This window comes from Bythopirellula goksoeyrii (assembly GCF_008065115.1).
GTDB lineage: Bacteria > Planctomycetota > Planctomycetia > Pirellulales > Lacipirellulaceae > Bythopirellula > Bythopirellula goksoeyrii.
The window spans coordinates 2,414,567-2,429,921 of the sequence record NZ_CP042913.1 but is presented as its reverse complement, the minus strand read 5'-3'; the positions used below and the strand labels follow the sequence as shown (position 1 = coordinate 2,429,921).

The window sequence follows — 15,355 nt, the reverse complement described above, 5'->3', positions numbered from 1 at the left end:
TCCAGAGAGGATACGCCAACTTACTTGTCCAGGCACCTGGCAGATTTATGTGGCCATTCGTATGCCGGGCGCGGAAATTGCACTATGCTATGGCCAGGAGACTTGCATAGTCCGTCTGACAATAGGGGTCGTAGCGATTGTCAGTTCAAGAAGGACTTTAGGAAGGCTCTTAGGGTATCGGACTTTTGTAAACTGTTCCATTGATTGTTAGACTGGATAATGTTGGAAACTGATTTCTCGTCGTGTACGCATGTAAGGTCGCATTGCATGCTCCTATTGTTCTTCAACTCTAGAAGTCGTATGCACCGAGAGATCTTGATAGCTACAAGAAGCAATTCTGATCACGACCGAACATTGATAAGCCATTTACTGAGGAATTGTTAGAAAATGTACTATTTGCTCGCACTGGGATTCATCGCTGCCGTTGTCAGCTACACGCTCACCAATTTTATTGGTAGCTGGGCGCCTCGCTGGGGTTTGGTCGACCGACCAGACGGACATCATAAAGGGCATAGTCGTGAAGTTGCACTTGGTGGTGGGCTTGCTGTCTACTTGGCTGCTGCGGTTACCTTTGCTGTTGAATACTTCTCTTCCTCTCGCCTACAAGAATTGCTTGGAGAGAGGCAATCGCTCCTTAGTGGACTGCTTCTAGCTTGTGCATGGATCGTTGGACTTGGGCTGTATGACGATCGCTTTGGTATGAAAGGCCGTTACAAGCTACTCGGTCAGCTTGTTGCGACGCTGATAATTATTAAGTCGGGTCTGCAGATCGACCGCTTTGTGGTATTTGATCAAGAGTTTGTATTAGGGCCTTTCGCGATTCCATTTACGATCTTCTGGTTGCTTGGTGCGGTCAATTCTCTAAACCTGCTTGATGGCATCGACGGATTGGCTACGACGATTGGGATTATACTTTGTTCCACGATTACGGTGATTGCCGTTGTATTTGGACGGCCTGAAGTGGCCCTTGTCGCTGCCGTTTTTGTAGGAAGCCTTGTTGGATTTCTCCGCTTTAATTATCCCCCGGCAAAAATGTTCCTCGGAGATGCCGGTAGCATGTTGATCGGTTTGGTCGTTGGATCACTAGCGATTGGCGGTTCCATGAAGGGCCCCGCTACCGTCGCTATGGCGGCCCCCTTGGCAATGTGGGCGCTGCCGATCTTCGACTCCGTGGCAGCGATTATGCGAAGAAAACTGTCAGGCCGAAGTATCTATGCCACGGATCGCGGCCATCTGCATCACCGACTCATGGCAGTCTTTGGCAAGAATACGCGCGTCCTGGCTGTCGTGGCTGTTTGCTGTGCCGTAACTTGCGCTGGGGCCTTGATCAGCATCTTCATGAAGAATGACTTGGTAGCGCTGCTTTCGATTGTCTCTGTCCTTTGCATCTTAGTTGTGACGCAAGCTTTCGGACATATCGAGTTCGTGATGCTGCTGAGCCGCTTGAAATCGCTCGCAATGTCCCTAGTGCATTCCAAGGGAGATCGGGAATACTCATTTCGATTGCAGGGTGAGCGTGACTGGAAACTGCTCTGGGAATCCGTGATCGAGTTTGCCCAAAAGCTGGACCTTATCGAAGTCGTGTTGGATGTGAATCTTGCTGCCGCCCAAGAGGGGTTTCATGCCTCCTGGCGCAGACCAAGTCGGACTGAGAAGCAGGAGCGATGGAGTGCCGACGTTCCCCTGTTCTCAGGCGACCACGTGATCGGTCGACTGCATGTCTGTGGTACACGCCCACAAGGAATGACTTCTTGCGAAACGATCAACCAATTGATGGAACTCCTCGAACCTCTAGAAGCTGAGATCGTTTCCACCGCGACCGATCCAGAACGTCGGGATATTCGAGCCCTTTCCTCAACAGGGATCTCTGCCCCCCCTTCCGTCTCCTCCTCGGCACCCGCCTCGGCCACTTAATGCCCAATCGCATGGGTGAGCGGAAAAATACATTTGTTCCGGAGACGGTCATTGCTGGCTGCTTGCCTGGTAGACGGGCAAGAGTGCCAATTCTACATTCAGTACATTATCAACTGACGCGTGTCTTCACAGGCTTTCCGATTGAACGATAACCAGTGCATGTCAGAAAATCCCAACGATACCGAGGCTACTAAGTCCGAGAATAAAGTTTCTCTCGGCAAAGCAGCCGGGCGTGGTTTCTCATGGATGTCTTTTAGTCTTGTCTTGGGAAAGGTGCTCATATTCTTTGCCCAGATCGTCCTGGGCTGGATTCTCACTGAAGAGGATTTTGGTGTCCTTGCTATCGTGGCTTCGTTCATCGCCTTTGTCCGAATCTTTCAGGATGGTGGACTTTCCCAAGTATTGGTCCAACGCGGGAAGACTGAATTCGACGCCTTGCAAGGCATTGGCTTCTGGCTCGTGGCAGCAATTAGTACTGGTGCGGGACTCGCTCTCATGATCGCTGCCCCGATCATAGCCAGGATCTATGGAGATGCCCGCCTGACGAACCTGCTGTTTGTGCTGGCTCTCACATTGCCCTTGGGAGCGCCCGCGACATTCATGCGAGCCACTCTGCAGCTCAACCTTCAGTTTCGAATCATTTCGATTATCGTAGCGGTTCGTTTTGCCATCCGCAGCATTGGAATGATTCTGTTGGCATGGATAGGTTTTGGCGCGATGAGCTTTGTTCTTCCCTTGCTTTTTACTGGAATCTTCGACAATGTGGCTACTTATCTCTACACCCGAGCCAAGCCTTGGAATGCGCATGTCGCTTGGAAAGAATGGCGCGCATTGGTGGCTGATTCATCGTGGGTCGTGTTCACTGCCATATTCCGCGGACTGGCGCGAAACGGTGACTATCTCGTATTGGGGCTTATGATTCCTACCGAATTGGTGGGTCTCTATTTTTTTGGCTATCAACTCACAATCCAATTCACTTGGCTCCTAGCCTTGAACCTGCGCCATGTATTTTTTCCCATTCTATCCCAATTGGCAGATCAGCCAGCTCGTCAGGCCGCAGCGATAACTCGCACACTGCGAATGCTCATGCTTGTGATGGCACCGATCAATACCGCGTTAGCTGTAACGATTGGTCCACTGGAACAATTGATTTGGCATCAAAAATGGGCTTCTGCAGTTCCGCTGATGCAAATTTTTGCCATCATCTCCCCCATCTTGATTCTTTCCGATGTGGTTAGCGCTGCATTGGCATCTCGGGGGCAATTTCGCCTGGGTGGAATTCTTACCTGTGCCGAAGGCGTGTGGCTTCTGTTTTCTGCCTGGTTGGCTGTGATGATAGCCGGCACCGAGGATATCACTCTCATCGCTTTTTGGATTTTTGGGCTTCAAGCGGCCTTTCTCTTAACCGAAAGTGCCTTGGTCCTCCAGACTTTTAACATTCGGACCCTGACATTTCTGAATTCTTTTTTGCCGCAATGGACGATCGCAATGGTTGCAGGGGGACTGACTGCGATAGTTGGTCACTTTCTGCCAACAGGAACGCTACCCCTGGTACAGATCTTGGTGTTGGGAACCGTCTATACGATCGTATTCTTGCTGCTGGCGATGTGGCTGTTGCGGTCTGATCTCAATGACTTGGCCAGAGTCGCACCGAAACCGGTTGCCAGGATTCTTAAAAAGGTCTTCTTCTTGCCAACACTCGAGGTAAGACAATAAGCACTATCCCAATACCCCTCCCCGGCCCTGAGTAGCTGACCCTCCCAAGGCAAGGCATCTTCAATTTTCTCTCCCCTTGGGAGCGACAGTGTTGATTTTCAAGTGGTAGCTGATTGATATTTCCATGGCGCTCGATCCTGCGCAGCAACGCGCGTCTTGTCAGTTCCATTTAGTCGATGACTATTTCTAAAAAACAAAACTCCGTGGAATTCTTACGTTTTCCTGCGGTTTTAGGGAAATTCTCAAATACTATTTGAAACAAAACTCGCCTCTCCGGGCTACAAAAATGTGGAATACTACGAGCAATCGACGGGCTGGGGATGACAGACAAATCCGTAGCCCTGCAGCTCGCAACAGGTAGCTACTTGAGGTAGGGAGGAAAGGGCTGAATTGCCAATCGATCGGCGCAGCACCAAGGTATGGTTCGATACCTTGTGCAAAGAGGATTCTAGCAGATCGCGCGGCCAAAAGCTCGCGCAAAGTTACGGCAAACAGCTAGACCAGAAAACTCCTGCTCAATTGTTCGGTGCCAGGAGCCCACGGATACGCTCGACAGTGTAGGTGTTCGAGGGTGCCAATTCGCCACCAGGTGTCAAGCCGTGAAGATCTTGGAATTCTTGCGAGGTAAGGCCAATATAGTAATAAGGGACATTTTCCTCGGGTACGGGATAGACCACGGCGTCAGGATCTTGTTCTAGGAAGTAAAGCCTTTGATTCTGATAGGGGCCGTAGTTAAGTGTGACATTACTACTATTGAAGATGCGATCAATGCCACTGGAAGTGTAAAACGCCCCGAATACCATTTCGATTTCCCGCATCCATGTGAAATTGAACGGCGTGGGGTTGAAAGTAATCGGGCCCTGAACAAGAACGAAGCGATTATCATTGTTGGCAGTACGAACACGAATTGCACTCTGCGTGGTAAAAGTGCCGCCGTTGACTATGGCAAATCCATCTCTGGCAACATCGATCCCCGTGTAATACCCCGCAATCTCAAGGTTCTCGTACATTATGTCTTTTGAATCGATGTTCCCGTCAACTCCAGTCGAAGTCAGAGAGCTAGGATTCCGGACGATGTGCAGATTTCTCAATACCAGTTGCTCTGAATAGGGCAGATCGACTCCCTTCTCCGTATTCCAAAATGTGGAATCTTCAATCAATCCCGACTGAGTACGAGGAGCAGATCGTAAATGATTTCGTACGAGTAGCCCCATCTCAGAGGCATAGCCCGTGTTGCCGGTGAATTTACGAATGGGGACGCGATCGATACCGATCGACTCGGCCCCGTTGGCGATGGATGGGTCAAGCAGATTGGCAGTGAGGTAGGTGGCTCGGATGCCATTGAACGATAGGCCTTCGGTGTAGTAGGCAAAAGCGGCATTGTCCGCTCCGCTTGCAAAATTGTCGATCACCTCGATACCAGCTCCCTGAAACCAAAAGCCATCCCCGGTATGACCAAAATCGCCGATTGGCCGGCGAGAATCGATTTCCTCGCCAGAGCCATAGGTTCTCATGGCAAGGTTGCCCTGAAAGAGACCAACTTCATCGCCCACTTCGGTCACGAATCCTGAACCAGTGATACCATAAGAAACATTATCAATGAATTCCACATAGCTGCTGTGATTGACATAGCCCCATCCTGGCGCATCCATAACGATACTTCCTGAGACCGCTGCAGGATCGCCGGTGGCGAGTGTGCCAGAACGATGAAAATGAACTGGGTAGCGCGCGCGATTATTGCTCCCCGTGCCCGGCACGAGATTCCAATTCTCGTCAACGACCGAATCGTTGATTGGATTGAGCTTGTCCGTTCGGCCTAAGGTATAGAAGCCGGCGTTTTGAATCTGCACATCCTTGTTGTGCATGAACATCACGTGGCCGCGACGGGTGATTGAGGACGATTCGGAGTCAATAACTATATTGCGGGTCAAATTGGCCACATGGACCGAGAGCCCACCCTCGGGAGGAAGGTGATCGTGTACCAACGGGGCGACAATGACCAAGTTGCCTGAGACACCAATAATAGTGCGCACTTCGTCCTGATTCTGACTCGGATCTGTTCCGGCAATCACGATCTGATCGCCGAACTTCCAGCCCACCGGTGCGCTGGAAAGTGTCAAAGCTGTGGTGCCTGCGGTAATCGGGCCTAGCATTTCTGCGTAAGAGGTCACTTCGGCCCCTACCATCTCCACACTGCCATGGGTGATCAGACCACGACCGATGCCAAAGGGATCGACATTGCGATCAATGGGGCCATCATTGGTGAACCGTAGTCGTGCTGTGACATTGGGAGAAATTGGTGCCGCAGCAGTCCCGATCTGTAGTTCTCCCGTGTCACCCACTACCATGGTGTCGACGAGGAGTTGGGTATTGGCGTTCGTGGCAAACGAAAGATTGCCGTCCACTCGAATGGTTTTCAACCTGGCGGTCATCACTCTGTCGACCGTAATTGAAACTCCAATAGGAACCAGCACACGGGCGCCATTGCCAGGCACGACTCCACCGGCCCAGTTGCTCGGATCACTCCAGTTGCCGCTGGCAATGGCGGCATGCGTCACATCAGCGTACTTTACCAGCTCGAATAAGCCGAGATGCTCGGTTTGACGACTACTATCCATCCCCGCATGAGGAACTAGGGTATGGAGTGCCTCGTTCTCTTGACGACCATAGATCTCGTCCAGTGAATCGATAAAAGCAAAACCCTCCACGACCGGCAAATGACCAATCACCGGTACGGGGAGGTGAGAATGATCCTGAGTGCCTTGGTGTGAGTGGCCGACTTCATTCACAGAGTTACCCGTGGGATCGTAAATCGACAGCGCCCCAGGCAAGAAGAACCAATCTTGTCCTCCATCTCCGGTGACACTGTCAGGAACGTAGTCGTCGAAAACTGTCACTTCCGAATAGAGCCGAGCCAAGAAGCCCTCGCTTTCTAGGGTCATTCGGCGCTGGTCGTACGAAGCAGTTGAACTCCAGATAGAAAGAGCCATATCCAGTGCTGCCACGCTATGCGAAGTCGTGCCGCCGATGAGTATGTCATCGCCTTCGCCTCCAGACAGGGTATCGATTGCCTCTCCGCCGATCAGCAAGTCATTGCCATCTCCTCCGGCGAGTTCGTCATTCCCTGTACCGCCGAGAATTTGATCTGATCCGGCCCCTCCGTTGAGCTGATCATTCCCCTCGTCGCCTAGTAGCGTATCATTCCCTTCATTGCCGTGAAGCTGGTCATTGCCGGCATCCCCTTGGAGGTAGTCGATCCCGGCTTCTCCGTAAAGCAGATCCTCACCATCGCCGCCAAAAAGAAGATCATTGCCTAGACCGCCATAGAGGGTGTCATTGCCGGTGTTTCCTTGCAACAAATCATGACCGTCGCCACCTAGCAAGGTGTCGTTGCCGACATCGCCATAAAGTTGATCATTACCTTCCAGCCCACGAAGATTGTCGTCGTCTGCACCTCCTTGAAGAATGTCATCACCGCCGCCACCGAAGATGTCATCATTTCCGTCGTTGCCATAGAGGAGATCGTCACCCAGGTCTCCGTATAGGCGATCGTGGCCATCGCCGCCAACGACTATGTCATTTCCCATGCCCGCGAAGATAGCATCGTCACCGGCACCTCCATCTAATTGATCATTACCTTCGTCTCCTTGAAGAGTGTCGTCTCCTTCCTCACCATTAAGGTCGTCATTGCCATCACCTCCGTAGAGACTGTCGTTGCCGATATCTCCAAACAGAGTATCATCGCCAATACCTCCGCTTAGTGAGTCAGAGCCTTCCTCGCCTCGGAGGATATCGGCGCCGTGACCGCCATATAGGAAATCGTCGCCCTCTCCACCGTAGAGAACGTCATTGCCATCACCTCCATCAAGAGTGTCCACTCCTTCGCCACCGTAGAGCATGTCTTCCCCAGTCTCGCCGATAAGAGTGTCACTTCCCTCTTCGCCGTATTGAGTATCATTGCCATCGCCGCCGCTCAGACTATCGTTGCCAATACCTCCTAAGAGCACATCGTTATCTTCGCTGCCGTACAGCTTATCATCCCCATTATTACCGCGGATGACGTCGTTGCCTTCGTTCCCATAGAGTGCATCGTTGTCATCTCCCCCAAACAAGCGATCATCGCCGGCATTTCCGTGAATACTGTCGAGACCGGTCCCACCGTAGAGGGTATCATTTTCGTTTCCACCACTTAGCGTGTCGTCGCCGATTCCACCATCAAGGGTATCTTCGCCATCGTTGCCATATAGGACGTCATTGTCATCATCACCCAGCAGTATGTCATTTCCCTGCTGACCGTACAGTGTGTCCTCACCATCTCCGCCACGAAGCCGGTCATTGCCCGTTCCAGCTAGGAGTACGTCGCTACCAGATTGTCCGAGAAGATAGTCGTCATCATCCCCTCCATCCAGGCGATCGTTACCAGAACCTCCCCGCAAGAGGTCTTGCCCTGCTTCACCGCGGAGATCGTCATTTCCGGCTCCCCCATCCAGAACATCGTCACCATCGCCCCCAAAAACCAAATCATCGCCCCCCTCTCCAAGTAGGAAGTCGTTCCCTTCATCCCCTCCGATGGTATCATTGCCTTGACCGCCACGAATAGAATCCACTCCGGCTCCACCGTAAATACGGTCATCGAAATCCCCTCCAACAATTCGATCGTCCCCATCATTGCCATAGATAATGTTGGATGATCTTTCTCCCGTAATCGTATCGTCGCCCATTCCACCATAAGCATTCATCGAAATGTCCGTTTGATTCGTCAATATGTCGTCGCCACCGTTGCCACGGAGAATGAGAGAGGAGATCTCTGACTTCGAAAAGTAGCTATTGTGAGTTTCACCATTGCTCAATATTTCGACATGGATTCTCCCGAGATCTATTTCTGAAACTGTCACCTGATCCGCCTGGTCGGAACCTTCAACTACCAAATTGCCATTAGTTGGGTGAATAAAGGGGGGCGTGATCGAAAGCAAACGGCGCGCTTCGAGCGACTCTACGCTGAGAGCCGTTGTCGCTGAATTTCGTCGCGATTGCGTACGAAACACTGTACTGGTAATTTCCACCCGCAAACGATCCCAAAAGCTACTCTTTGATGCCATGACGTTTCTGATCCCTCAAGTATGAAAAGCGATTGGTCAACATTGCGATCATGCAATGCGACGCACCAGGAAATTGTGATAATGTGCAATTGCCGCCTAACGCGACACACAAGGCCTCACCATCGGCTAGGGACTAAGCCCAATGCGATGGAGGAAAGATGCTCTGTTCCATGAATCGCCGCCTATCTGCCCCAAGAAGAGATGGCGACGCCCCATGATTCTAGGGGATCAGAGCAAAAAAAACTATCTAGGTAAACCGCAAATACTGAGAGATTTGCATTGAAAGCACCAGATTGGGGGGGATGCGGTCGGTCTCTTTCTGCTAAATCGTTCTCTGGCCCATGTAAATACTTTTCCGCAGCAAGACTCCTCGGCGAAAAAAAGAAAAACATAATGCAAATGCAACTGAAAAGAGCATAACCGTTTGGGGCTCCGGTATGCTTAGGGTTGATGATAAAGCTGCATCCGTTGCGTACTGCTGCTGCCATATTGCAAGATCAAGAGAGTTAATCATTCCGTCGTTGTTGGCGTCGCCCGGTGAGAACTCTGTACTTCCGAACCCTCTCTGCCAAGCAAGAAAATCGCTTCCGTCGATATCATCGTCCCCATCAAAATCGGCTGAAAAGAGTGGCGTTAGTTGAAATTGAAACTCGTTGCGGTCATTCGTCAACCAGACATCCAACGTTGGGGAATAAGTTCGGACCTGAACTGTCGAACCATCATTCATGAACTCCATCAATCTTATGTATCCGTTACCACCATTGGGTTGTTCCTGGGCATTAAACACGATTTCATGTACCACGTTTCCGTTGTCACCGATACTGGTTTGGCGACCGGTCGTAAGTGGACCATAAGGATTATCATCGTTCCAATCTAGGTAATGGCCATTTGAGACCAATTCGAAATTCTCGTGGTGCCTAACTAAGCCATTCCACATCGGTTCACCGTCTTCCTCCGTACGGAATGCATTGTCTGTACCATCTGGATTTAGATGGCCTTCCCGCAAATACCCATGAGTGAGAACGACTGCCGTGTGGTTAGCAAACTGTGATTGCCCCGCTATTGAATTGGCCCAATCCAAAACTTCGGGTCGAGATTGCCATTCAAGTGAAAACACCAACATGTTGCGCCCGTCCGGGGCTTGAAACTCTGTATACGAGTTTTCTATTCTACCGGGAATCCGTTCGGTAGTTATGGAGTTGAGAGGATTGTCCGCAACAGCGAAATACTCATTGATCAAAGTCGCGTCGTGGTCTGCGATAGGCTTTCCAAAAGGATCGTAGTCATGATTTCCCGTAACCACGATGTAGGGGACTTCACCATTGAGTGTGCCCCATGCGTTGGCCTGATTGACCCAATCCACGGGACGGTTACTAGTAAAATCTCCCTGGCTTGCCACAATTTCAATATTTCGCGTTTCTTTGTTGTCCACAATCCACTGCATTGTGTCATATAATTCCTGCAAATGGCCATTGCCAGAACGGTAATTCTGTGTATCAGGCACAACAACCATGGTCCAAGCAATATCGTTTGCGTGCAAAGGTTGAATCGCATTCCAGGAATACAAGTTTATTAGGAAGAGTCCGCTTAGTAAAAAAACTCGTGTCATGTCAATTAGAAACTCCGAAACTCAGACGGGTCGATAATAGCTTCACCAACAAAGCCAGCACGAAACACGGTATTGATTATAGCTAAGTATGCTCTGGCTGGCCAACATAATGACTTATTTATTTTGCAGATTTCTTTCCCTATAGGCCGTAGGAATGCAAAGGCTTCGGAGCATTGAGTTCTTAGAGTGTTGCCACACGCTGGAACTCTAGGATTCATGTAATATAATGGTTGCAGATAGACCTCAATTGTCATGACTCGCTACTTCGGAACAGAAAATGAAGTCAACTCTCAAGTCCGCATCCATGTCTCTCGGAGTCATGTTCGCTGTTTTCTTGGCTGTCAATGCATTGGCAGTTTCTAATGCTACTGAATTCAAACTCAACGCTGCCGACGCCGATTTTGATGACCGGCTAGGTCAGGCCGTGGCGATCAGTGGCAATGTGGCCATCGCTGGAGCAAATCGAAATGATGATCATGGCTCAAATTCCGGTTCGGCATATCTGTTCGATGCGACCACCGGCCAGCAACTTTTCAAGCTGACGGCATCGAATGCCCAGGCGCGAGATCTATTTGGCCACTCGGTAGCGATCAGTGGTAATACTGCCCTAATAGGAGGATTCGGGGCAGATCGATTGGGGGATCAGTCTGGTGTGGCTTATCTGTTTGATGTGACGACGGGCAACGAGCTTTTTCAACTACTCCCTTCTGATGGAACTGCTCGCGACTATTTCGGCCATGGGGTGGGAATTGATGGCAATCGAGCGATCGTGGGTTCTCATGGCGACGACGATAAGGGAGGTGGATCAGGGTCGGCGTACATTTTCGACGTGGCAACTGGCCAGGAACTTATGAAACTGACCGCATCTGATGGAGCTGCTCATGATGAATTTGGGTATTGGACGGCAATTAGTGGCAACATCGCCATTGTGGGAGCGAAATACGATGACCATGCTGGCTTCCGATCAGGTTCTGCCTACCTCTTTGACGTGACTACTGGTCAAGAGCTCATGAAACTGACCGCATCTGATGCTTCCAGCAACGCTGAGTTTGGCTACGCTGTGGCGATCGATGGCAATACGGCTGTCGTAGGAGCCTACGGCGATAAGCAGGATACCGGCGCCGTCTATGTGTATGATGTGACTACTGGTGCTGAAATCAGGAAGATTTCCGCTTCCGATGGTGAAAGAGGGGACTGGTTTGGATACTCTCTGGGTATTAGTGGCTCGACGGTTTTTGTTGGGGCCTACAATGACGATGATGATGGCACGAGCTCCGGATCCTCTTATCTGTACGATCTGGAGCTTGGCAATGAACTCTACGAGCAGAAGATTACCGCTTCCGATGCAGCGGCTAACGATGAATTTGGCACGGCAGTAGGGATTAGTGGCAATCATGTCGTCGCCGGAGCCTGGCAGAAGGACACCGCAAGTGGGATGGATACGGGGCAGGCCTACACATACGACATTTCATCGATTCTGCCATGGGGGCCCGACTTTAATCAAGACGGTAGTATCAATGAAGCGGACCTAGTGCTATGGCAAGACTCCTTCTCAGGCCCGTTGTACGACGCGAATGGGGATGGCCTGGTTAATGACGAGGACTATCAAATCTGGGAAGAGAACCAGCACAACGATATTCCTTTCGTCGATAGCCCAGCCAATCTGAATCAGGAGGGCCCCGTCGGTGGAGAGGACCTGGTTATTTTGCAACAGGCATACGGCCTGAATAATGGGGGGGATATCGACGGCGATGGGGATACCGACGGTGCAGATTTTCTCTTCTGGTTACGTGCCTTCACACCATTTGAAGCCGCCGATGCAAACCACGATCGAGTCGTGGACGAATTAGACTTGGAGTTGTGGACCCAATCCAACGGCTATACCGGTCTATACGACGCAGATGGAGACGGTGATAGCGACGGTCGAGATTTTCTCATCTGGCAGCGCCGCTTTACCCAAGCGGCCAATTCCAATACCAATGCTATTCCAGAGCCCAGTTCTCTGCTCATAGGGTTAATCGGATTGATCGCCCTTCTACAACGCGTTCGCTAATCCGTAAAAACACGCGGTAGGGGCCGTTCTCTGCAGGGATACAAATGAACCAGCTGCTGGCGGACAAACGCTGTTGATCAACCCAGTCCGCCAATGTCTCGATACAGGAAGCGCCCCGCGACGGTGACGAGTCCTATGAGCAGCAAACTACTCGAAGGCTCCGGCACAACTGTCGCCGAAGATGTTTGAGGAACGTCGCTACTACCGAATTGGCGCTGCCAATTAAGAAAATCCGATCCATCTAAATCGATGCCGTAGCGGGCTGACCAACCAAGAGTTGGATCGGTGAGGTCATTCTCATCGACATCGTCGTCGAGATCAAAGTCCCCAGCAAAGAGTGCTTCCTGGGCATATCTGGCGACGCGGAAGCCAAGATTTCGTCGGTCCTCTGTTGCAACGAAATGATGAACATTATGATCGGCACGGAAATTCGTAGGATTATTGTCATGCCCTGCGCCCCAAACCCTACGCCCATCTTCATCGCGAACATTGACGCTGGTGTAGACAATCGTTTCTAACCAATCCCACGCGTTTCCTGCCATATCGGCTGTACCATAGTAACTTTCGCTAAGCGGTCCCGCACTCCCAACTGTGGTGAGATTGCCATTCGTTGAACCATTCCAATTTGCAGTCCCTTGATAGCTTGCCACATTCGATCCAGGGTTACTGATGTTCCCTACCGAATCGGCAGTTGCAGTGATCGGTTGTACATTGCTCGCCGTAGGAAACATCCAGTAATCATCGGAATCCCCCCCCTGTGATGCTGGTTGATGGAAAGCGGCTTTATACCATTCATCCTCATTCGGAAGAAACCACTTGGCTCCTACGTTTCGAAAAACACTCAAGTTGTCTGGAACTGTGACTCCCCCTAGAGTGTATACGCCATCTTCGGTCGTAGTATCGTCTTGGGCGCCAGTGGGTTGGCCATTGTGAAGCCAGTTGGTGAAGCGTGCGGCATCCCAGAAATTTACCTGGGTGATTGGCTTGTGGGCCATATTTGGTTTTAGCGTATAGGAGTAATTCCCACTTGTTCCACTTCTTGTAATGCCGCCATATATAGCGCTATTCATTGCTGTATTATACAGGAGGTGAGCATCTTCAGAAGCAACTGCATTTAAGAACTCGGCGTACTGTGCATTGGTCACCAAATATTTACCGATCTCGTAGTTATATGCCACTGATCCCCGCCCGCCATCGTTGGGCCCTTGCTGCAGAACGTTGCCTGGCGCGAAGTAATCATGATCCGGAGCATTGTGAGGATTGCCGACCAGGACTGTTTCGATCGATACAGCAAGCACAGGAGAGACTGGAAGGGCGAAAGTGACTAGAAGAGTAAGTATATTCCACTCGGTTTTCAAGCTAATCATTGTGTTCATCTCTAGTGTAGCAACATAAATTCGATAAACTCGGGACTGTGTAGGAGTACAAGCGTTATGACATCTATTAACCAATCTACCTTGGCTTAGATGTCCTACTGATCGTCTGATAGTTATTGTATCTAAAGCGGCAAATGCGAGCCTGTGATACTACGAACACAACGAACAGAGCCAGACTCGTGGGTTCAGGAACCGGAACCGCAGAGGCAAGTAGATTGGATCCTCCTAGTAATTGTCGCTGCCAATTGAGGAAATCGCTCCCATCGTAGGTCGTGCCAAACTCATTCTGCCAAAGCGTCAAATCCGTCGCGTTTACATATCCATCGTCATTAAAGTCGGCAATGCCGCTGTAAGGAGAGCTGGAAACGACATCCCATATGATTGAGTTGAGTCTATCGGCGATCGAAGGCGTGAGGACGAGCGGGTCGAAGATATTGGAAGGGGGAACAAGTCCACGAATATCTTGTTTGTGCATCGTGGAATACATAGTCGCAGTCGCTACGTAGCGCCCCAAGTCTGCACTGAGATGAATCGTATCTCGATGGAACGAGAGATCGTCATCGGCCGGATTATAGATCGATAAACCAGCGAGTTCAGGATATGCATCGGTAGCGAGTGCCTTGGCAATCTCATAGATCACTTCTCCCGTGGGAATCATGCGGTAACGATTATCTAGATCTCCCATGAGATTTTGGTAAAACTCTCTTCTTGGCTGGGTGGGGGTGGAGTCGCTGTCGAGGCTGGGGCCGTCCCAATAGGTCTGGTAGTCCCCCCAGGTTGTCTGCGGCCACACTTGCATGATATAGAACCAGGGAGAGCTTGAAGTAATTCCAGCAAAGTTGGCCAGCATCTGCTTATCCGATCCAAGCGTTGCGCCCTGGGAAAAATAAGGCTCTAATACAACTGCATCCCAAGAGTAATTTGGCAAAGCATTAGAGTATCCATTATAAGGTTCGCGAGTTTCGTCAAGATCGTCATCACTTGAACCTGGCACTCCCAGCGGATTATTCCAGATCGCATGCAAGGGTTGACCGCCGTCTACATGGAAACCAATAGCTTGAGTCTGCCCGTAAAAGGCCGCAATTTCTTGGAAACCCGAATTGTTGGTAGTCTTTTTTACATTTCCCAAACTGTCGTACGTCAAGGAGTTTCCAATATGGTAGGATGTGTACTGGGCGTTCGCGGCCACATCTCCCAGAGAATAGGATAGTAGGAAAATGAGTAAATAATGACTATGTTTCATCAGAGTTGATCCGGAAGTAAATCGCGGGCGAGAGCAGTCGAGCAACCTGTGAGGATATGGTTAGGAAGCGAAACGAATGTGGATGGCTTTTCTAGCGATCTCCACCATTTCAGTATAATAGGGCCCGCCTAACTTGGAAGCAAAGAGAATGCTGAGTGGCTCGATAAATTGCGTACAAACCCCTACTTTATTGGCCTGAGTACGCCACGATATCTCCTTCAATCCAGGGAGACTCTTTCTGGACTATCCTCAAGCCAGTTGGACTTGACTGCTGAGAGTTCAAGATGCCTTTGGCAAGGTAGACTAATTCGATACGATCATCCCAAGCCTGCACAAGCTTCTAGC

At 50.5% G+C, this 15,355-nt stretch carries 7 protein-coding genes; 3 read left to right on the top strand and 4 right to left on the bottom strand.

Annotated elements, in window-relative coordinates; genetic code table 11:
- Positions 1-387 precede the first annotated feature (387 nt).
- Positions 388-1,914, top strand: coding sequence for an MraY family glycosyltransferase (locus Pr1d_RS09585; protein ID WP_148073327.1), 1,527 nt, complete (start codon positions 388-390; stop codon positions 1,912-1,914).
- Between the two features lie 159 nt (positions 1,915-2,073).
- Positions 2,074-3,630 (top strand): oligosaccharide flippase family protein, encoded by a 1,557-nt coding sequence (locus Pr1d_RS09580; protein ID WP_148073326.1) that lies wholly within the window; start codon positions 2,074-2,076, stop codon positions 3,628-3,630.
- Between the two features lie 515 nt (positions 3,631-4,145).
- Here the strand turns inward: Pr1d_RS09580 and Pr1d_RS09575 are convergent.
- Complete coding sequence (locus Pr1d_RS09575; protein ID WP_148073325.1) at positions 4,146-8,729, bottom strand: G8 domain-containing protein; 4,584 nt, start codon at positions 8,727-8,729, stop codon at positions 4,146-4,148.
- Positions 8,730-9,051: 322 nt separating this feature from the next.
- Positions 9,052-10,338 carry a metallophosphoesterase gene (locus tag Pr1d_RS09570; RefSeq protein WP_148073324.1) on the bottom strand — a complete coding sequence of 429 codons (1,287 nt, stop codon included), beginning with the start codon at positions 10,336-10,338 and terminating at the stop codon, positions 9,052-9,054.
- Between the two features lie 277 nt (positions 10,339-10,615).
- Here Pr1d_RS09570 and Pr1d_RS09565 point away from each other — a divergent pair, with 277 nt between their 5' ends.
- Complete coding sequence (locus Pr1d_RS09565) at positions 10,616-12,391, top strand: hypothetical protein (protein WP_148073323.1); 1,776 nt, start codon at positions 10,616-10,618, stop codon at positions 12,389-12,391.
- 77 nt (positions 12,392-12,468) lie between these two features.
- On the opposite strand, the gene Pr1d_RS09560 is transcribed toward Pr1d_RS09565, so the two are convergent.
- Entirely contained in the window at positions 12,469-13,758 is a 1,290-nt protein-coding gene (locus Pr1d_RS09560) for a formylglycine-generating enzyme family protein (protein WP_168205147.1), read from the bottom strand.
- Positions 13,759-13,843: 85 nt separating this feature from the next.
- The gene (locus tag Pr1d_RS09555) at positions 13,844-15,010 is read right to left on the bottom strand and encodes a hypothetical protein (protein WP_148073321.1); all 1,167 of its coding nucleotides are present in this window, start codon (positions 15,008-15,010) and stop codon (positions 13,844-13,846) included.
- Between the last annotated feature and the right edge of the window lie 345 nt (positions 15,011-15,355).

Coding starts and splice junctions, on each gene's coding strand:
- Pr1d_RS09585 (WP_148073327.1), top strand. CDS start 388: ATGTACTATTTGCTCGCACTGGGATTCATCGCTGCCGTTGTCAGCTAC.
- Pr1d_RS09580 (WP_148073326.1), top strand. CDS start 2,074: ATGTCAGAAAATCCCAACGATACCGAGGCTACTAAGTCCGAGAATAAA.
- Pr1d_RS09575 (WP_148073325.1), bottom strand. CDS start 8,729: ATGGCATCAAAGAGTAGCTTTTGGGATCGTTTGCGGGTGGAAATTACC.
- Pr1d_RS09570 (WP_148073324.1), bottom strand. CDS start 10,338: ATGACACGAGTTTTTTTACTAAGCGGACTCTTCCTAATAAACTTGTAT.
- Pr1d_RS09565 (WP_148073323.1), top strand. CDS start 10,616: ATGAAGTCAACTCTCAAGTCCGCATCCATGTCTCTCGGAGTCATGTTC.
- Pr1d_RS09560 (WP_168205147.1), bottom strand. CDS start 13,758: ATGATTAGCTTGAAAACCGAGTGGAATATACTTACTCTTCTAGTCACT.
- Pr1d_RS09555 (WP_148073321.1), bottom strand. CDS start 15,010: ATGAAACATAGTCATTATTTACTCATTTTCCTACTATCCTATTCTCTG.